The organism is Streptomyces tritici, from assembly GCF_048500665.1.
GTDB lineage: Bacteria > Actinomycetota > Actinomycetes > Streptomycetales > Streptomycetaceae > Streptomyces > Streptomyces tritici.
Map to the genome: position 1 here is coordinate 841,252 of NZ_CP183183.1, position 18,319 is coordinate 859,570.

Annotated in this window: 14 protein-coding genes; 4 read left to right on the forward strand and 10 right to left on the reverse strand. The window is 76.3% G+C overall.

Translation table 11 applies throughout. The features are described 5' to 3' along the window. Together ACNJ93_RS03905 and ACNJ93_RS03910 are read right to left on the reverse strand one after the other, a co-directional pair. Nucleotides 1–441 carry a roadblock/LC7 domain-containing protein gene (locus ACNJ93_RS03905; RefSeq protein ID WP_418955909.1) on the reverse strand — a complete coding sequence of 147 codons (441 nt, stop codon included), beginning with the start codon at nt 439–441 and terminating at the stop codon, nt 1–3. Beyond that, nucleotides 438–3,284 (reverse strand): nitrate- and nitrite sensing domain-containing protein, encoded by a 2,847-nt coding sequence (locus ACNJ93_RS03910; protein WP_418961301.1) that lies wholly within the window; start codon nt 3,282–3,284, stop codon nt 438–440. Before ACNJ93_RS03910 ends, ACNJ93_RS03905 begins: the two co-directional genes overlap by 4 nt. Nucleotides 3,285–3,722: 438 nt before the next feature. On the opposite strand from ACNJ93_RS03910, the gene ACNJ93_RS03915 reads away from it, so the two are divergent. Continuing rightward, nucleotides 3,723–4,133: a hypothetical protein gene (locus tag ACNJ93_RS03915; protein ID WP_418955910.1), complete on the forward strand. Its 411-nt coding sequence runs from the start codon at nt 3,723–3,725 to the stop codon at nt 4,131–4,133. A 110-nt stretch (nt 4,134–4,243) separates the two neighbouring features. Here ACNJ93_RS03915 and ACNJ93_RS03920 read toward each other — a convergent pair whose 3' ends face one another. The 7 genes from ACNJ93_RS03920 to ACNJ93_RS03950 form a co-directional block, all read right to left on the reverse strand. Continuing rightward, nucleotides 4,244–5,194, reverse strand: a complete 951-nt coding sequence (locus tag ACNJ93_RS03920; protein WP_418955911.1) for a sigma-70 family RNA polymerase sigma factor — start codon at nt 5,192–5,194, stop codon at nt 4,244–4,246. Nucleotides 5,195–5,204: 10 nt separating this feature from the next. Then, complete coding sequence (locus ACNJ93_RS03925; RefSeq protein ID WP_418955912.1) at nt 5,205–6,401, reverse strand: NAD(P)/FAD-dependent oxidoreductase; 1,197 nt, start codon at nt 6,399–6,401, stop codon at nt 5,205–5,207. Nucleotides 6,402–6,503: 102 nt separating this feature from the next. Further along, on the reverse strand, nt 6,504–11,315 hold the full coding sequence (locus ACNJ93_RS03930) for a hypothetical protein (RefSeq protein ID WP_418955913.1): 4,812 nt from the start codon (nt 11,313–11,315) through the stop codon (nt 6,504–6,506). 41 nt (nt 11,316–11,356) lie between these two features. Next, nucleotides 11,357–12,256 (reverse strand): hypothetical protein, encoded by a 900-nt coding sequence (locus ACNJ93_RS03935; protein WP_418955914.1) that lies wholly within the window; start codon nt 12,254–12,256, stop codon nt 11,357–11,359. Further along, nucleotides 12,253–12,834 (reverse strand): hypothetical protein, encoded by a 582-nt coding sequence (locus tag ACNJ93_RS03940; protein ID WP_418955915.1) that lies wholly within the window; start codon nt 12,832–12,834, stop codon nt 12,253–12,255. Before ACNJ93_RS03940 ends, ACNJ93_RS03935 begins: the two co-directional genes overlap by 4 nt. Further along, entirely contained in the window at nt 12,831–14,357 is a 1,527-nt protein-coding gene (locus ACNJ93_RS03945; protein ID WP_418955916.1) for a hypothetical protein, read from the reverse strand. Before ACNJ93_RS03945 ends, ACNJ93_RS03940 begins: the two co-directional genes overlap by 4 nt. A gap of 97 nt (nt 14,358–14,454) precedes the next feature. Then, a complete protein-coding gene (locus tag ACNJ93_RS03950; protein ID WP_418955917.1) occupies nt 14,455–15,171 on the reverse strand; it encodes a GntR family transcriptional regulator in 717 nt (238 codons plus the stop codon). Nucleotides 15,172–15,390: 219 nt separating this feature from the next. Here ACNJ93_RS03950 and ACNJ93_RS03955 point away from each other — a divergent pair, with 219 nt between their 5' ends. From ACNJ93_RS03955 to ACNJ93_RS03965, 3 genes are read left to right on the forward strand one after another with little or no spacing between them, the layout of a single operon-like run. Continuing rightward, on the forward strand, nt 15,391–16,155 hold the full coding sequence (locus ACNJ93_RS03955) for a LamB/YcsF family protein (protein ID WP_418955918.1): 765 nt from the start codon (nt 15,391–15,393) through the stop codon (nt 16,153–16,155). Beyond that, entirely contained in the window at nt 16,152–16,769 is a 618-nt protein-coding gene (locus ACNJ93_RS03960; RefSeq protein WP_418955919.1) for a 5-oxoprolinase subunit B family protein, read from the forward strand. Before ACNJ93_RS03955 ends, ACNJ93_RS03960 begins: the two co-directional genes overlap by 4 nt. After that, nucleotides 16,766–17,632 (forward strand): biotin-dependent carboxyltransferase family protein, encoded by an 867-nt coding sequence (locus ACNJ93_RS03965; protein ID WP_418955920.1) that lies wholly within the window; start codon nt 16,766–16,768, stop codon nt 17,630–17,632. Before ACNJ93_RS03960 ends, ACNJ93_RS03965 begins: the two co-directional genes overlap by 4 nt. Nucleotides 17,633–17,736: 104 nt before the next feature. Here ACNJ93_RS03965 and ACNJ93_RS03970 read toward each other — a convergent pair whose 3' ends face one another. Then, a complete protein-coding gene (locus tag ACNJ93_RS03970; RefSeq protein WP_418955921.1) occupies nt 17,737–18,240 on the reverse strand; it encodes a hypothetical protein in 504 nt (167 codons plus the stop codon). Nucleotides 18,241–18,319 lie beyond the last annotated feature (79 nt).

Genomic DNA, 18,319 nt, shown 5'->3' on the forward strand with positions numbered 1-18,319 from the left:
TCACCCTCCGGTGTGCAGCCCGGACCGGGGCGCCGTGGCGAGGTGGGCGCCGACCCGCTTCACCATCAGCGTCATCTCGTAGGCGACCTGACCGACGTCGGAGTCGGCGTCCGCGAGCACGGCGAGGCAGCTTCCGTCGCCGGCGGCGGTGACGAAGAGGAAGGCGTCGTCGAGTTCGACGACGGTCTGGCGGACCTGGCCCGCGTCGAAGTGGCGGCCGACGCCCTTGGCGAGGCTGTGGAACCCGGAGGCGACGGCGGCGAGGTGCTCGCCGTCCTCGCGGGTGAGGTCCTTCGAGGCGCCGGTGGCGAGGCCGTCGCTGGAGAGCACCAGGGCCTTGCGGATCGACCCGACCCGCTGGACCAGCTCGTCGAGGAGCCAGTTGAGCTCCCCGTCGGTGTTTCCGGAGGTGTTGGGCACTGCGGCGTTCGGTGCGGTCATCGACCGTCCCCCTCGGGTGTCGTTCCTGGTGCTGTCTGGCCCGGGGCCGGACGGCCGGGGGCCGCGTGGCTCTGGGCGTTCTGCCGGCGTCCGCGCTGCCAGCCGCGCTGCATCGAGGACATGCGGCGGCGCACTTCCTCGGCGTCGCGCTCGACGTCCGGCTCGGTCGGTCCGGTCGTACGGGCGTCCGCGCCGCCGGAGGCCGAGGCGTCCCGCAGCTGCGGGGCGAGGCTGGCCTGGCGAACGCGGCGCGGCAGTCCGCCGAACGGCGCGGGGCCCTCCGGCGGTACGGGGACGAGCGTGGGCGCGGCCGGGGCCGCGGGCCCGGGGGCGGGCGCCGGGTCGGGCTTGCGGCCGGGCAGAAGGGTGGGGAGCGTCGGCCGGTCGCGGCCGTCGGCCCGCTCGGGGTCACGGCCCGGGTCCCGGCCGGCGGCGCGCTCGGCGTCACGGCCGGCGGCGCGCTCGGCGTCGCGGGCGGAGGCGGCGTCGTGCGCGGAAGCGGCGTCGCGGCCGAGGCCGGGGTGGGCGCGGCCGGGTTCGTCGACGCGCCGGCCGTGGTCGCTGACCAGCGTGGGCGGGCGGCGGCGGGGCAGCGGGACGGGACCCTCGTCGCGGCCCGGGGCACGGCCGGCGGGCCCCGCGGGGCCGGGAGCGGCGCCGTGGTCGTACGCCTGCTGGTGCTGCTCGCCGGTGCCGGGGCGCCGCAGTTCGCGGGCCCGGAAGATGCCGCCGCGCTCGCTCTCGGTGTCCTCGAGGTCGCCGGTGGACTCCAGCAGCGCGTCGAGGTCGGGGAGCGGGGCCTCGAGTTCGACGGGGCCGTCGAGCACGGCCGGCGCGCCGCGGCGGGCGGCGGCGGTGCCCTGGGAGGGGACCTGGGTGAGCGCCGGGCGCGCGGGCGCCTCCGCGGGGCTCTTGCGGTCGAGGCGGAAGCCGGCGCCCTGGGTCTCGGGGGCGTCGGTGAGCAGGGCGGCCGGGATGAAGACGACCGCGGTGGTGCCGCCGTACGGGGAGGTCTGCAGCGAGACCCGCACGTTCTGGCGCTGGGCGAGCCGGCTGACCACGAACAGGCCGAGGCGGTCGGTGTCGGAGAGCTCGAACTCGGGGGTCTCGGCGAGCCGGAGGTTGGCGTCGAGCAGGGCGTCGGGGTGCATGCCGAGGCCGCGGTCGTGGATCTCCAGGGTGAAGCCGTTGGCGACGCGCTCGCCGAGGACCTGCACGGCGGTGTGCGGCGGGGAGAACACCGTGGCGTTCTCGAGGAGTTCGGCGATCAGGTGGGTGAGGTCGGCGACGGCGGGGCCGCCGACGCCGATCCGCGGCAGCCGGCGCACCTCGATCCGCTCGTAGTCCTCGACCTCGGCGACCGCGGCGCGCACGACGTCCATGAGCTGGACGGGCTTGCGCCACTGGCGGGAGGGCGCGGCGCCGGACAGGATCACCAGGCCCTCGGCGTGCCGCCGCATGCGGGTGGTCAGGTGGTCGAGCCGGAACAGGTCGGCGAGTTCCTCGGCGTCCTCGGTACGGCGCTCCATGGTGTCGAGCAGGGTCAGCTGGCGGTGCAGCAGGACCTGGTTGCGGCGGGCGAGGTTGACGAAGACCTCGGCGACGCCGCGGCGCATCTCGGCCTGCTTGACGGCGGCCTCGACGGCGGCGCGCTGGAGGGTGTTGAGAGCGTGGCCGACCTGGCCGACCTCGTCCTTGTCGTACTCCAGGCGCGGGACCTCGGTCTCGACGTCGACCTGTTCGCCGGCGGCGAGCCGGCGCATGACGCTGGGCAGCCGGACGCCGGAGACCTCGTGGGCCTCCTTGCGCAGCGTCCGCAGGTCGCGGACGAGTCCGCGGCCGACGCGGACGGAGACGACCAGCGAGACGAGCAGGGCGAGGAAGCCGATGACGCCGGCCACGCCGGCCTCCAGGAGCACGGTGCGGACGGCGGGCCGCACGCGGTCCTGGTAGCGGTCGCCGGCCTCGGTGTTCTCCCGCGCGAGGTCGTCGAGGACCCGGCTGCTCAGCTCCTCCCAGGCGGCGGCGTCGACGCCGCGCGGGTTCTTGGTGGGGCCGGCGGCGATCAGCGCGTCCTCGGCCTTGCGGAGCTGGCCGGCGGCCGGACTGCTCCAGTACTCCTCGAAGCGGCGCCGGTCGTCGGTGGGCAGGACCTCCAGGTTGACCTCGTAGAACAGCTTGCGGTGGGCGACGAGGTCGGTGATCGCGCGGATCTCCGGGCCGGTGACGCGGCGGGCGACGAGGGCGGAGACGACGAGGGCGTCCTCGCGGGCGAGCATCTCCCGGGCCCGCGCGACGCCGACGAGCGCGCGGCCCTGCTTGTCCAGCTCCACGCTCTCGAGGGCGTGCAGGGTCATCAGGAAGCTGTAGCAGGGGTCGACGAACCGGTCGAAGAAGGTGAGCGCCTGGAGCCGGTCGATGCTGCGGCGTTCCACGGAGCTGCGCAGCGAGTCGATCCCGTCGAGGGATTCGAGGAGCAGGTCGAGGCGTTGCGCGGAGCCGGGCTGCAGTTCCTCGCGCACCTCGTCGTCGGCGGCGTTGGCGCGGAGTTCGGCGACGGTGGCGTCGGTGGCGGCGCGCTGCCGGCGCAGGGCGGCGAGGGCGTCGGAGGCGCGGGGATCGGCCAGATAGAGAAGGGACTGCCGGCGTTCCTGCTGAATCACCCGAACGATGTCCTCGACGGGGTAGCCGACCTTCTCGATCACGTAGCCGACGCCGATCAGGTGGTCGGCCTCGCGGGTGGTCAGGAGCGTGGCGAAGCCCCACAGCCCGGTGAGGGAGATGAGGGGTACGAGCAGCAACGCCACGATCTTCCGGCGGATGGACTTCCCGCGAAAGCGCATGGCCTCCCCCAGCTCGCCCCTCGCCGCCGCGGGGGTGCTCACCTCGTCGTCGTGACGCTCGGCGTCAACACGCGGCGTCAACCTTCGGTTTGAACAAACGGCGGCGCGAGCCTACTACTGCATCACAGTCAACTCGAAGGTGCATCCGGGCGATTTTCAGCCTACCGAGTGACCGTTGATCAGGAGATGTCCTGGTATTCAGGGAGTTGAGTCTCGCCGCTGTGGCGCAGGCCACCTGCCCCGCCGTCAATTCCCGCGCCGCCACAGATGGCTGGAATTGGGCGTTCCGGTGCGTCCGTACCGGGCTGACGAGGAAACCTTTCCCTCCCTTCGTTCGTCTTCCGTGCAGGGAGGGTTCTGTCCGCGCGAAGCGGTGTGGACCGGCGCAGAACGGGCAGCCACCCAGAAGTCGTTCGGTGGTGGGGAGTGACAGGCACGATGGAGCACGAGGCGCGGGCGCCGCAGCAGCTGTGGGTCGACGACGAGAAGGGTGTGCGCCGGATGCCCGATCCGGTCCGCACGGCGGCGGTGCGCGCCGTCCTGCTCGTCGCCGTCACGCTGATACAGGCGATGGTCGCGTTCTTCCTCACGATGACGGAGTCGTGGCTGGCGTTCCCGCTGGTGCTCACCTCGGTCGGGGGCACGATCGCCGCCACGTGGAGCGTCCTCGACGTGTGGGTGACGCGTCAGGTCTGGAACCAGCGGCACGGCGTGGTCTCCGTGCCCAGCAGCACGGCCCGTCAGCTGCGGCGCGAGCGGCGCCGGGCCCGGCGCGCGGCGAAGCGGCAGGGCGGGGCCGACGCGTCGGGGTCCGAGGCGGTCGGCTCGCCGATGGCGGAGGCGGCGTAGCGGTCCGGACGCGTCCGGCCTCGCGCGCCCACCGCGCGCAGCTCGCGCTCCTCGTCCGCGACGCCCCGGGGCGGGCCGGCCCGGTTCCTGAGCCCCCGTACCGCCCGCGCTCACCACTCGGCGACGAGCGGCGTGCCCGGGGGCTGCCGCCGCCACGCCTCGGCGAGGCGGACGAGCCGGTCGGGGGCGGCGATGCCGCGGACGGTGGCGATCCGGCCGTGGGCGAGGTCGAACGTGACGGCGCCGACGACCCGGTCGCCGACCACGAAGAGGATCGCCGGGGCCCCGTTGACGAGCGCGTAGTGGACGGCGGGCGTGCCGCCGGCCAGCCGCCGCTTCGCGTCGCTGGGCTTGAAGCCGGCCCGCGCGATGGCGGCGACGCTCTGCGGGGTGTCGAAGCGCAGCAGCTTCTTCGCCAGGCCGGCGCCGTCGGAGATCGCGGTGGCGTCGTCGGTGAGCAGCGCCACCAGCCGCTCGGTGCGGCCCGAGGCGGCGGCGGCGAGGAACTCCTCGACGATCCTGCGGGCCGACGCCGCGTCGACCTCGCCGCCGCGGCGCACTGCGGTGACGCGGCGCCGGGCCCGGTGCAGGTGCTGCTGGCTCGCGGACTCGCTGATGTCGAGGATCTCCGCGATCTCGGCGTGCCCGTACGCGAACGCCTCGCGCAGCACGTACACGGCCCGCTCGACCGGCGACAGGCGCTCCATGAGCATCAGCACCGCCAGCGAGACCGATTCGCGCTGCTCGAACGTGCCGGCCGGGCCGAGCATCGGGTCGCCGTCGAGCAGCGGTTCCGGCAGCCAGGCGCCGACCGTGCGCTCGCGGCGGACCTGCGCGGAGCGGAGCCGGTCGAGGCACAGGTTGGTGACGACCTTCGTCAGCCATGCCTCCGGCACCTCGATCCGCTGCCGGTCGGCGGCCTGCCAGCGCAGGAACGCGTCCTGGACGGCGTCCTCGGCGTCGGTGGCCGAACCGAGCAGCCGGTAGGCCAGCGAGGCCAGCCGGTCGCGGCTGGCCTCGAACCGGCTGGTGTCGAAGCGGTCGGTGGCGGTGCTGTCCATGCGGACCACCCTAGGGCTGCGCAACCGCCCGGGCGCGGGCGGCCGTTGGGGCGGCGGCCAGCCGGCGCCTGCGCGTGGGGAGGCCGAACGTCGGGTGGACGCTGGCCCAGAGCGACATCCACAGGATGCCCGCCTTGACCCGCGCGGCCCTGCGGCCGGCGAGGTACTTCGGCTTCGCCAGGCCCTCCCCGTCGACCAGCTGCAGGATGGCGTCGCGCCGTCCCAGGCTGATGTGGTTGGCCACGTACTCCAGCTTGGTGCGGGCCGCCGGGCGGCCGGTCAGCTGGGCCACGATCGCGTTCACCGCCTGCCGGCCGGTGTAGCCGGCCGAGGCGCAGGACATCGGCAGCGGCAGGCCGTTGTCGCCGATGGCGTACGCGCTGTCGCCGGCGGCGTAGACGTCCGGGTGGGAGACCGACCGCATGCTGCGGTCGACGACGATCCGGCCGTCGGCGGTGACCTCCAGGCCGGCCGCGGCGGCGAGGGGGCCGACGGTGAAACCGGCGGTCCACACGGTCGCGTCGGACGCCAGGACGCCGCCGTCGGCGCACAGCACCCGGGCCGCTTCGACGGCGGTGACCTCGGTGTGCTCCAGGACGGTGACGCCCAGCCGGTCGCACGCGCGGCGCAGGTGGGCGCGGGCGCCGTCGGAGAGGCGGGCGCCCAGCTCGCCGCGGGCGACGAGCGTCACCGCCAGGCCGGGCCGGGACTCGGCGATCTCGGTGGCGGTCTCGATGCCGGTCAGCCCGTCGCCGACGACCACCACCCGCCCGCCCCGGTCCAGGCCGTCCAGCCGCTCGCGCAGCCGCAGCGCGGAGGGCCGGGCGGCGACGTCGTAGGCGTGCTCGGCCGCGCCGGGGACGCCGCCGTCGGCGCCGTGGCTGCCGAGCGTGTAGACCAGCGTGTCGTAGCCGAGCTCCTCGCCGCCGCGGGCGTCGGCCACGGCGACGACCCGGCGCTCGGGGTCGACGGCGGTGACGCGGGCCACGCGGAGCCGTACGCCTGTCCCGGCGAAGAGCTCGCCGAGCCTGGGCGCCTCGATCTCCTGGCCGGCCACGAGCTGGTGCAGCCGGAGCCGCTGGACGAAGTCCGGTTCGGCGTTGACGACGGTGACCTCGGTGTCCGACGCGGACAGCCGGCGGGCCAGGGTTCCGGCCGCGTAGGCGCCCGCGTAGCCGGCGCCGAGGACGACGATGCGGTGCTTCATGGTGCGCTCCTGTCGTTTCGCGTGCTGTCAGTGGCTTGAGCGGGACAGCGACGCGATTCCTGACAGGAGCGCGATGTGACCTGGGTCACATCATGTCGGATCTCAGTCGGCTTCCGGCGCGGACGGGGCCTGGGGGGCCGGGTCCGGGGTGCGGCGGAACATGCGGGTGGCGGTGATCTCGCCGTGGATCGTCTCGCCCTCCGTCCTCGGCTGGGGCAGTCCGGGCCGCAGGTGCTCCTCGACGCTGATGTACTTCAGGCCCGCCCGCAGGTCCGCGTCGTTCCGCAGCCGGATGACCAGCGGGAACTCGGCGAGCGCGGTGGTGTCGAAGAGGCCGGTGGTGTACAGCAGCTGCACGCCGAGCGCGTCCGACACGGCCCGCTGGAGCTCCAGCAGGTACGTGGCGTTGGCGCGGCCGATCGGGTTGTCGAGGAACAGCGTGCCCGCGTGCCGGTGCTTGTCGCGGCCCCGGTCGTTGGAGCGCAGCGCTGCCATCGTGCAGTACAGCGCGATGGCGGCGGTCAGCAGCTGGCCGCCGGAGAACACGTCGCCCATCTGACCGACCGGCACCCGCTCGGCGCGCAGCACCGCGTCCGGCTTGAGGATCTCCACCGCGACGCCGCGCGGTTCGAGGGCCGCCTGCACGCCGCGCAGCAGCAGGGACATGCCGTCCCGGCGCAGGTCGGAGTTCTTGCGGACGGCCGCGCGGGTGGCCTCGTCGACGACCTCGCCGAGCCGCTCGGTGAGCGTGGCCTGGTCGGGCTCGTCGAACCTTATGCGCAGGAACTCCTGGCCCGACCATTCGCCGAGCCCCTCCGGCAGCCGGGACAGCCGCTGGGCCGAGCGCAGCGTCGTCAGCGCGGACTCGACGAGGCCGCGGAGCCGGTCCACGATCGATTCGCGGTTGCGCTCCAGCTGCGCCAGCTCGTCGGTGAGGACGCGCAGCCGCGGGGCGAACGCCTCGGCCCACTTCGCGGCGTGCTCGGGCAGGGCGGCCGCGGGCAGTTCACGGATCTGCTGGCGGGCGGGGGTGCGGACCTGCTCGTACCGGGTGGAGTTGGCGTGCCGGACGAGGATGTCGCTCGCCTCGCGCACGGACGCCTCGGCGGCCGACAGGTCGGCGGCGCAGCCGCGCAGCGAGCGACGGGCCTCGGCGGCGGCCCGGCGGGCCTCCTCCAGACCGCCCGGGTACGGCTCCGGCTGCTCCTGGTCCTCGTCGGTGTGCTCGCGCAGCAGGTCGCGCAGGAGCGCCGCCGTCTCGTCGAAGCCGCCGGCGGCGTCCTCCGCGGCCCGGTGCGCCTGGAGCAGGTGGGTGTGCGCGGTGCGCGCGGCGTCCAGGGCGTCGGTGCGGGCGGCGAGTTCTGCGGTGGCGCCGCGCAGCAGCGTCTGCGCCTGCTCGGCGTCGGCCGGGACCTGGTCCTCGGGCAGCTCGGTGTGCGCCGCGCCGTCCTCGGGGGCGAGCCGCTCGGCCTCGCCGCGCAGCCGGCCCAGCTTCTCGCTGGCCTCGGAAGCCCGGGACTCCAGCATCTGGACGAGCGACTCGGCACGGGCCGCGGCGGCCTGGCGGGACGGGCCGTCGGCGCCGTCGGTGGACTCCAGGAGCTGCTCGGCGCGGGTGCGGACCTTGTTGGTGAGCCGGTCCAGCTCGGCGAGCGCGGCGGACTCGTCGCTCTCGGCGCGGGCCTGCTCGGCGCGCAGGTCGGCGCCGACGCCGACCTTCTCGTACACCTGCGAGGCGGCGCGGTACGCCTCCCGCAGCGTCGGCAGGGCGACGCGCGGCGCGTCGGGGTCGGCCTCCGGAAGGCTCTCCGGGGCGCCGGCGATCTCCGCGCGCTCGGCGCGCAGGGCGCGGGCGGTGCGGTGGGCGTCGTCGGCGGCGCGCTGGGCGGCGCGGCGGTCCTCGTCGGCGGCGCGGGCGCGTTCCAGGCAGGTCTGCGCGCGGGCCTCCGACTCGGCTGCCTCGTCGGCGAGTTCCCGGAGCCTCGCCTGCCAGGCGGAGCGCTCGCGCAGCCGGAACGCCAGGCCGGCGAGGGCGTCGGCGGCGCGGCGGGCCCGCTGGGCCGCCTCCTGCCGCTCGTCGCGGACGCCGGCGGCGTCGGTGGCGGCCTCCTCGGCCTCGGCGCGTACGGTACGGGCCTCCGCCAGCGCGGCGGCCGCGTCCTCGGCGGCGGTGCGCGCGGCGACGGCCGCGGCCTGCAGCTCGGCGAGCATGCCGGGCGGACAGTCGGCGCGCCAGGAGCCGATCCGGGCGGCCAGCGCCCGGTCGCCGGCCAGCCGGGCGGCGAGCGTGCGGATCTCCTCGTCGCGGCGGGCGGCCCGCTCGCGCAGGGCCTGGCGCTCCTCGTCGGCGGCGTGCTCGTCGTGCATGGCCGGGTTCGGCGGCACGAGGAACACGTCGGAGTCGGCGCCCTCGGCCGCGGGGACCGGGGCGAGCAGCGCGGCGGCGGTGCCGACGGCCACGGTGGAGCGCGGCAGCAGCGCGGCGCCGGCCAGGGCCTCACGGGCGCGGGTGTACGAGACGGGGTCGGTGATCACGACGCCGTCGACCAGCTCGGGGCGGGCGGCGAGCACGCGGGCGTGGTCGGCGGGGTCGACGGCCTGCGCGAGGTAGCGCCAGCCGGGCAGGGCGGGGATGCCGTGCTCGCCGAGGAACTCGACGGTGGCCAGGACGTCCGGTCCGGGCGGCAGCAGGCCGCCGTCGCCGAGGGCGCCGAGGATGCGTGCGTCGTCGGCGGCCGCGGTGCGCAGGTCGAACAGGCTGCGCTCGGCGGAGGAGATCGACCCGTCGAGCAGGGCGCGCAGTTCGTCCGCGTACCGGTCGAACTCCTCGACGGTCAGAGGCCCGTCGAGACGGCGGACGGCGGCGCGGGCATGGACGGCGGTCGCCTGCGCGCGGGCGCCGCGGGCGGCGGGCGCGGAGCCGTCGGCGCCGGGCGCGGTGCCGTCCGCGGCAGGCCCGGAGCCGTCGGGAGCGGAGTCCGGCCCGCCGGCGGTGGGCGCGTCCTCGGTGGCGCCGGTGCCCGTCCCGGGCTCCTCCGCGGCGCGCTGGCCCGGCAGGGCCGGGGCCGACGAGGGGAGGCTGAGCAGTTCGGCGAGGCGCTCGTCGGCGGCGATCGACTCCGCGGCGCGCCGCTCCGCCTCGTACGCGGACTCGGCGGCGGAGGCCGCGTCCTGCGCGCGGGCGGCCGCGAGTTCGGCGCGGGTCTCCGCGGCGGCGGCCTCCCGGGCCCGGTCGGCGGCGGTGCGGGCGGCCTCGCGGGCCGCGTCCCAGGCCGCGACGGTGGTCTTCTCCGCGTCGCTCGCGGCGAGCGCGGCGCGGGCCGGGTCGGCGTCGGGGGCGCTGTCGTCGAGCCAGCCGGCCCGTACCGCCTCGGCCGTCTCCTGCTCGACCTCGGCGAGCCGCTGCCGCAGGTGCTGCGCCTCGCTGCGGGCGCGCTGGGCCTCGGTGGCGGCGGCGGTGGCGTCGCGGTGCGCGGTCTCGCCGGCCTCCTGGAGGGCGGCGGAGCGCTCCTCCTCCTCGGCCGCGTGCCGTTCGCCCTCCTCGGCGGCGGCGTGCAGCGCCCGTACGAGGTCGGCGGCGGCCTTGGCGCGGGCGGCGAGCGCCGGGGCGGCGTCCCGCTCGGCCTCCTGGATCGCGGCGGCGACGCGGGCCGAGCGGTCGGCGGCGGCGCGGTGCCGCAGGACGGCCTCGGCGGCCTGCCAGGCGGAGTGCAGGGTGCGGGCGTCGATCAGCTCGCGGCGCTGGGAGGCGGCGCTCTTCTCCGCGGCGGTCAGCGCCAGCGAGGCGTGGCGGTAGGCGAGTTCGGCGGCGACGAGCGAGCTGCGTCCGCGGGCCTGCTCGGCCTCGGAGACGGCGTGCGCGGCGGCGGTGACCTGCTGGGCGAGGTCGGCGGCGCGGGCCCGTTCCTCGGCGGCGCGGGCGGCGAGCCGCCGGGCGAGGGTGCGGGTGCGGCGCTCGGCGCCGGCGTGGACGTCGCGGGCGCGGGCCCGGGTGTCGGCGGCCTCGACGATGCGGCCGAGGAGGTCGACGGAGCCGGCGGTGAAGTCGCGTTCGGCGGTGAGCTCGGCGCGCCGGCCGAGCTTGTTGCCGAAGCCGCTGACGAGGTCGGCGAGGCCGTCGGTGTCGCGGGTGTCGGTGACGGCGCGCAGCAGCAGGTCGGTGAAGTCGGAGTCCTTCTTGACCGCGAACAGGCCGGCGGCCTCGCCCTCGTCGGCGTTCATCTCCCGCTGGTAGCGGAAGAGTTCGGGGTCGAGGCCGAGCTCGCCGAGGTGCTCGTTCCAGCGGTCGTGGATCTCCTCCCAGTACACCTCCAGGTGGGGGTACGCCTTGCCGGCCTCCGTCAGCGCGTCGCGGAAGCCCTTCATCGTGCGGCGGCGGCCCTGCGCGCCGGAGGCGCCCTCGGCAGCCGGGCGGACGGCGGTGGCCTCGGCGACGGGCAGGTTGTCCAGGCTGAGGCCGGGGCCGGGCCGGAAGGAGTACCAGGCCTCGGCGAACTTCCGCGGGTCGTTGGAGACCTGGCGGCCGCGCCATTCGCTGACCTTGCCGACGACGATCAGCTCGCCGGTGAGCGTGTGCTGCCACTCCAGCGCGACATGGCCGCAGTCGTCGGCGAGCAGGAACTTGCGCAGCACGCCGGAGCTGGCGCCGCCGAGGGTGTTGCGGTGGCCGGGCAGCATGACCGAGAAGATCAGCTTGAGCAGGACGGACTTGCCGCCGCCGTTCTCCAGGAAGAGGACGCCCGCGGGCGCGGGGCGGCGCGGCGGGCCGACCGGCTCCTCCTCGAAGAACTCCGCCTGGGTGGGGGCGGGGTTGGGCACGGGCTCGCCGACTCCGCGCAGGTCCAGGACGGTGTCGGCGTAGCGCGCACCGGCGGGACCGATGGAGTAGAGGCGGACCCGGGACAACTCGTACATGGCGAACTCTCGTCGGCTGGTTCGGTGGTTACGCGGGGCGGTTACGCGTGGAAGGGCAGGCCGGCGTCGGCGACCAGCTCCAGGTCGTCGCCGTCCGGCGGCGGGAGCAGGGTGGCGGAGCCGTCGGTGACGGGCACGACGCCGAGGTCGATCAGCTCGGCCATGGCGGCGGTGCCGGCCATGTCGCGGACCTGGAGCTGGTAGCGGGCGGTGGTGCGGTACGCGCCGCCCGCGTCGTCGCCGGTGCGCTGCAGGAAGCCGGAGTCGGTGAGGAACGCGACGGCCTTGCCGACGATGCCGGTGGTCGAGCCGGCGAGGCGGCGGGCGTCCTTGGTGGCGCCGGTGGCGCTGCGGCGGGCGTAGATCCGCCAGGCGGCCTCCAGGCCGGGGGCGTCGGTCGCCGGGTCGGTGTTGTCGCCCTGCTGCTCGGCGCGCTCCTCGAGCCGGCGGCAGGCCTGGCGGACGAAGGCGTCGACGCCGTTGACGGTGATGCGGCCGATGTAGGAGTCGTCGGCGAGGTCCTCGGGCCGCGGGAACGCCAGGGCGGCGACGGCGAGGTGGGCGAGGCCGTGCAGGAACCGGTCGGCGGCGTCGGTGTTGGCGCGGCGGGCGTAGTCGCCCATGCGGACGGCGAAGACGGAGTCCTCGCCGGCGGTGACGGCCATGCCGGCGCGCGGCGAGACCTCCAGGACGACGAGGCCGAGTCCGGTGGCGACGGCGTCGGCGAGGCGCGCGAAGGCGGGGTCCTCGCGGTAGCGGCGGAGCAGCTCCGTGTACTCGGCGTCGCGGGCGGGCAGCAGCTTGGGCTGCAGCCCGAAGGAGACGAGCCGGGCCGCGTCGGCGGCGTCGGCGGGCGTGACGGCGCCGCCCGGCGCGGGCGCGGCGGGCACGGTCTCGGGCTCGCTCCACGCGGCGGCGGGCTCGGCGTGGTGGTCGCTCACGACTGGGGCTCCTCGGCGGGTACGGACGGTCGTACGGGTTTCAGGGGCAGCTCCACGGGCTGCACGGCGGGCCGGTCGGGCGGGGCGGCCACGACGGGCGAGACGTCGGCGAGCCGTACGCCGCGTACGTACGGCCGCGTCGCGGGCGGGGCGGGCGGCGGCCCGACGTCCACCCGGACGATCCGCGCCCGGGACACGACGGCGGCCCGCCCGGCGGTGTCGGCGCGCTCGGCGCGCCCGGCAACGTCGGCCCGCCCGGCGGCGTCCGCGCGCTCGGCGGTGTCGGCCCGCCCGGCGGCGTCGGCGCGCCCGGCGGTGTCGGCCCGCCCGGCGGCGTCCGCGCGCCCGGCGGTCTCGGCCCGCCCGGCGGTTCCGCCGGCGGAGCCGGAAGTGGAGGTTTCGCCGCCGTGCGCCGTCGGCGCATCCGCCGTCGTCTCCACCGGAGCCGTCTCCGCAGTCCCCGCTTCCGTCGGAGCCGTCGCCGCTTCCGCCGTGGCCGTCTCCGCCGCTACGGCGTCCGCCGCGGCGGGTTCGGGCGCGCCGGTGGGTTCCCGGTCGTCCGGGATCAGGTCGCTCATGCCGATTCCGTCCGGTCGGCGGCCATGCCGGCGGCGTCGAGGAGGGCGGTGCCGACGATGAGGTCGGCGCCGCCGAACTCGGGGTCCTCCAGCGGGGTGCCGTCGTCGACGGCGAAGAGCAGGCGCTCCTCGCCCTGGCGGTACGCCGTGCCGACCGGCGGGCTCGCCGCGTGCACGGCGAGCAGCGCGACCAGGTACGGCAGGTCGGGGTCGCGGCGGCGGGCGTCGGCGAGCAGGCCGGACAGCCGGCGCGGGGCGTCGTGCTCCAGGTCGAGCAGTTCCATGGCGCTCGCGAGCTGCTCCTCGCTGAAGCGGCTGTCGTCCGGCGTGGCGATCAGGTCCGGTTCGGGCATCTCCGCGCCGAGGTGCTCCCGCTCGACGGGCGGGGTGAGCAGCAGCTCGACGAGGTCCCCGACGCGTACCGACACGGGGGTGCGCAGGCCCGTGCCGCGGGCGAAGAACGCGTCGGTGACGCGCGTCGCCTGTTCGACGGGCAGCGGCAGCAGCGGGGCGACGAGCTGGCCGTACAGGTCGATGCCGGTGTACGCGGTGGGCGTGGCGAACGCCTGCCGGTCCTGCTCGGCGCGGAACAGCGGGCCCGCCTCCAGCAGACGGGACTGGAGCTGGGTGTGCCGGCGGATGCAGTCCTTGACGATGTCGACGAGCTCGGCCGCGCGCCGCTTGTGCTCGTGGTCCTCCGCCTCGTCGCGCGCCTTGCGGATGTTGGTGAGGATCGCGTTCTCGTGGCGGTACCGGTCGGCGACGTGGTCGAGGGCCTCCGCGATCATGTCGGGCACCGCGCTCAGCCAGTCGACCGCCCGTACGTTGCGCCGGGTCGCCTCCAGCGTCCTGCGCAGCGTCTCCGCGTACTGGACCGTGCGGTACCGCGCCTGCTCGGCCGCGAGCTGCGCGTCCGCGAGGCGGCCCCGGCTGATCAGCACCTCCAGCTTGACCTCGGCGGCGATCTGGGCGCTGGTGACGTCCGTGTCGAGCGCGCCGACGAGGACGTTGACCGCCTCGTCCGTGGTCCGCAGGTACACACCGCCGCCGTACCCGGGGACCTCCTCGATGAGCTTGAAGTCGTAGTCCCGCCGGACGTACACCCCGTCCGGGCCGAACGTGCCGTACACGGCGCGGAAGCCCCGGTCGACGCTGCCGACGTTGATCAGGTTCTCCAGGACCCAGCGGGCCACCCGCTCGTGCTCGGCGGCGGGCCGCCCCGGGGCCTGCGCGGCGACGCGCGGCAGGAGCCGGGCGACGATCTGCTCGTGGTCCGCGCCGGTGTCGAAGTCCATGTTGAGGGTGACGAGGTCGATCGCGGCGAGCGCGACCTCGGCCATCGCGTACACCGAGTACTCGCCGGCCAGGTTCGCCTTGCGGGCGTCGAGGTCGTGCAGCGGCGCGGTGCACGCGAGCGCGCGCAGCCGCCGCGCCAGCCCTTCGTCGGCGGCCGGTCCCTGCGCGGGTCGCGGTCCCGCGCTGAGCTGGGGCGGAGCGAGGTCCGTCGAGGCAGGCGATGTCACGGTGCACAGATTAGGTCCTCGCAGTGACAACGGTCGAAACGGCGCAGAAACCACCCGCCGCGTCAACGGGCCCTTCGGGCCCGGCGCGTGACCGGAGTCACGTGCGGCCGGCGCGCGCCGCCGCCACGGAGCGGGCGTAGGCGGCGATCATGCGGTCGCGGGAGTCGTCCAGGTAGCGGGCGAGCAGCCGTTCCGCCGTCGCGCGCTCCCCGGCCTCCAGCGCGTCCAGAATCTCCCGGTTCCGCAGGAGGTACGGCTCGTGGAGTCCGCGTGGGTCGGCCACGACGTGGAAGGCGAGGCGGAGTTCGGCGAGCACCCCGCGCATCAGTTCGTCGGTGCGGGCGCTGCCGGCGAGGGCGACGAGGGCGCGGTGGAAGTGGATGTTGGCGGTGGAGACGCCCGTCCAGTCGCCGAGCCGGGCCGCCTCCTCGCCCTCCGCGACCGCGGCGGCGAGGGCGTCGAGCGGGTACGGCGGGCGGCCGAGGCCGTGCAGGACGGCGACCTCGACGAGCCGCCGGGTGCGGTAGATGTCGGCGACGTCGTCCACGGCGAGGACCCGGACGAAGACGCCCCGGTTGAGTTCGTGCACCAGCAGGCGTTCGTGCGTGAGCAGCCGGAACGCCTCGCGCAGCGTGTTGCGGGAGATCCCGAGCGCGCCGCCGATGCTCTCCTCCGAGAGCCGGGCGCCGGGCGGGAACCAGCCGTCGGCGATCCGGCCGCGCAGGATGTCCGCGACCCGTTCCGCCGTGCTCGTGCGCCCGAGCAGCGCCCGGTCGCCGGCCAGGCCCTCGGCCCGCCCGCCGGTTTCCTCCACTGTCCTCCGCCTCTCCGTCCGGTTCCGCCGCCCGGTCCGCCCGGTCCGCCCGGTCCGCCCGGTCCGCCCGGTCCGCCCGGTCCTCTTCGGTCCTGTTCCGCCACCCGGCCGCGGCGTCGAGTCAAGCGCAGAAACGAGGACCGGACAACACGCCTCTTGTCGGATCGTTGAACAATCCCCTACGGTGGCGTGCTCCCGCGCGACAGGAGGGACTCCCCCATGACCTCGGCCTCGATCGACCTGAACGCCGACCTCGGCGAGGGTTTCGGCCGCTGGCGGCTGACCGACGACGAGCAGTTGCTGTCGGTCGTGACCAGCGCCAACGTGGCCTGCGGGTTCCACGCCGGGGACGCCGTCACCATGCGCCGGGTGTGCGCGCGGGCGGCCGAGCTGGGGGTGCGGATCGGCGCCCAGGTCTCGTACCGCGACCTGGCCGGTTTCGGCCGCCGGGCGATGGACGTCCCGGCGGAGGAGCTGGCGGCGGAGGTCGCGTACCAGATCGGCGCGCTGCAGGTGTTCGCGCGGGCGGCCGGGACGCGGGTCTCCTATGTGAAGCCGCACGGCGCGCTCTACAACCGGGTGGTGCGCGACGAGGAGCAGGCGGCGGCGGTCGTCGAGGGCGTGCTGCTCGGCGGCGAACGGCTGCCGCTGCTGGGCCTGCCCGGCTCGGCGCTGCACGCGGCGGCGGAGAAGGCCGGACTGCCCGTGGTCGCCGAGGCGTTCGGCGACCGGGCGTACACGGCGGAGGGCACGCTCGTGCCGCGGACGCGGGAGGGGGCGGTCGTCAGCGACCCCGACGAGGTGGTGGAGCGGTCGCTGGCCATGGCCCGCTCGGGCGTCGTGACCTCGCACTGCGGACGGCCGGTGCCCGTCCGGGCCCGGTCGCTGTGCCTGCACGGCGACACCCCGGGCGCGGTGGCGCTCGCCCGCCGGGTGCGGGCACGCCTTGAGGCCGCCGGGGTGCGCGTGGAGGCGTTCGCGTGAGGACGTACGAGGTCGGGGACCACGCCCTGCTGGTCGAGCTGGAGGACGGGGCCCGGGTGCGGGCGCTCCACGCGGAGCTGCTGCGGCGGCGGGCGGCCGGCACGCTGCCCGCGGTGGGGGAGATCGTGCCCGCGGCGCGGACGGTGCTCCTCGACGGCCTGGCGGAGCCGCGTCGCCTCGCGGCGGAGCTGCCCGGCTGGGAGGTGCCCGAGCTGCCGGAGCGGGCCGCCGGGCCGGTGGTCGTCCCGGTCCGCTACGACGGACCGGACCTGGCGGAGGTCGCGGCGCTGTGGGGGGTGTCGCCGGAGGCGGCGGTGCGGATCCACACGGCGGGCGCGTACACCGTCGCGTTCTGCGGGTTCGCGCCGGGTTTCGGGTACCTGACGGGGCTCGGCCCGGAGTACGACGTGCCGCGCCGGGCCACGCCGCGCACGGCCGTGCCCGCGGGCTCGGTCGCGCTCGCGGGGCCGTACACCGGCGTGTACCCGCGCTCCTCCCCCGGCGGCTGGCAGCTGATCGGCAGCACGGACGCGGTGCTGTGGGACCCGGCGCGGGAGCCCGCCGCGCTGCTGGCCCCGGGCACGCCGGTGCGGTTCACGGCGGCCGTGCGATGACGGACCGGGCGTTCGCCGTCGTGCGGGCCGGGGCGCTGACGACCGTGCAGGACCAGGGGCGGCCGGGGCATGCCCACCTCGGGGTGCCGCGGTCGGGCGCGCTGGACCGGGCGGCGGCGCGGCTGGTGAACCGGCTGGCCGGCAACCCGGAGACGGCGGCCGTCCTGGAGACCACGGTCTCGGGGTGCGCGGTGCGCCCGCGCGGCGACGTGACGGTGGCGGTGGGCGGCGCGCCGTGCCCGGTGACCGTGGACGGGCGGCCGGCCGCGTGGGGCGCGGCGGTACGGGTTCCGGCCGGGGCGGTGCTGGACGTGGGCGCGGCGGTGCGGGGGCTGCGGTCGTACGTGGCGTTCGGCGGCGGGATCGCCGTGGAGCCCGTGCTCGGCAGCCGGTCGGCCGACCTGCTGTCCGGGCTGGGTCCGGCGCCGCTGGCGGACGGCGCGGTGCTGCCGCTGGGGGCGGCTCCGGCCGTACCGGGGCCGGCCGTCGACGCCGCGCCGTGGCCGGGCCCGCCGGAGGTGCTGGTGCTGCGGGTGCGGCGGGGGCCGCGCGACGGGTGGTTCACGCCCGGGGCGCTGCGGGCGCTCGGCACGGCGGAGTACCGGGTGGCGGCGGCGAGCAACCGGATCGGGCTGCGGACGGAGGGGCCCGCGCTGGAGCGGGCCGTGCCCGGCGAGCTGCCGAGCGAGGGCATGGTGCTGGGCGCGGTCCAGGTGCCGCCGGACGGGCGGCCGGTGGTCTTCCTGGCCGACCATCCGACGACCGGCGGCTACCCGGTGGTCGGGGTGGTCCGGGAGGACGACCTGGCCGCGGCGGCGCAGGCCCGGCCGGGGACGCCGGTGCGCTTCGTCCCGTACGGCTGACCGCCCCGAACGGGTGACCGTCCCGTACGGCCGGGGCGGCGGGCGCCGCCGCCGGCGGGCTCCTTCCGGCGGCGGCGCGGTGCCGGCCCTTCCGGGGCGGGGTGTCAGTGGAAGGTGAGGGTGGCGTCTCCGGCGGCGGTGGTGACGGAGCCCGGGCACAGGAAGCTGCCGGAGGTCTTCGTCGCGGTGAAGGCCTGGTTCACGTACTTCCGCGTGGTGCCGTCGCGGTTCAGCAGGACGTTCGTCGCCTTGTAGCGGCAGGAGATGCCGCTCATCGTCCCGGTGATGTCGAGGACGTCGGCCCGGGCCCGGCCGGCCGCGTCGTCGAAGGTGAGGGCGGGGTTGTTGTTGAGCGCGGCGGTGATGCCTCCGGTGCAGGTGAGGTTGCCGCCGGGGCGGTTGATGGTGGTGCGGTCGATGGTCAGGGCGGTGGGCGGGTTGGCGCTGGTGCGGGCGTTGGTCCAGGTGCAGGTGTTGCCCGAGACGACGATCACGCCGTCGACCAGCTGGGTGGCGGCGGGTCCCGCCGCGGTGGCCGCCGGGGCCGCCGCGGCGGTGGCCGCGACGATCAGGGCGGTGACGCAGGAGAGCTTCGACATGTGCTTCATGTTCGCTCCTTCGGGCCACGTCCTCGTGGGGGTGTGAGGGTGCGTCGGGGAAGGTCCCACAGGGATGTTGAATTGTCAG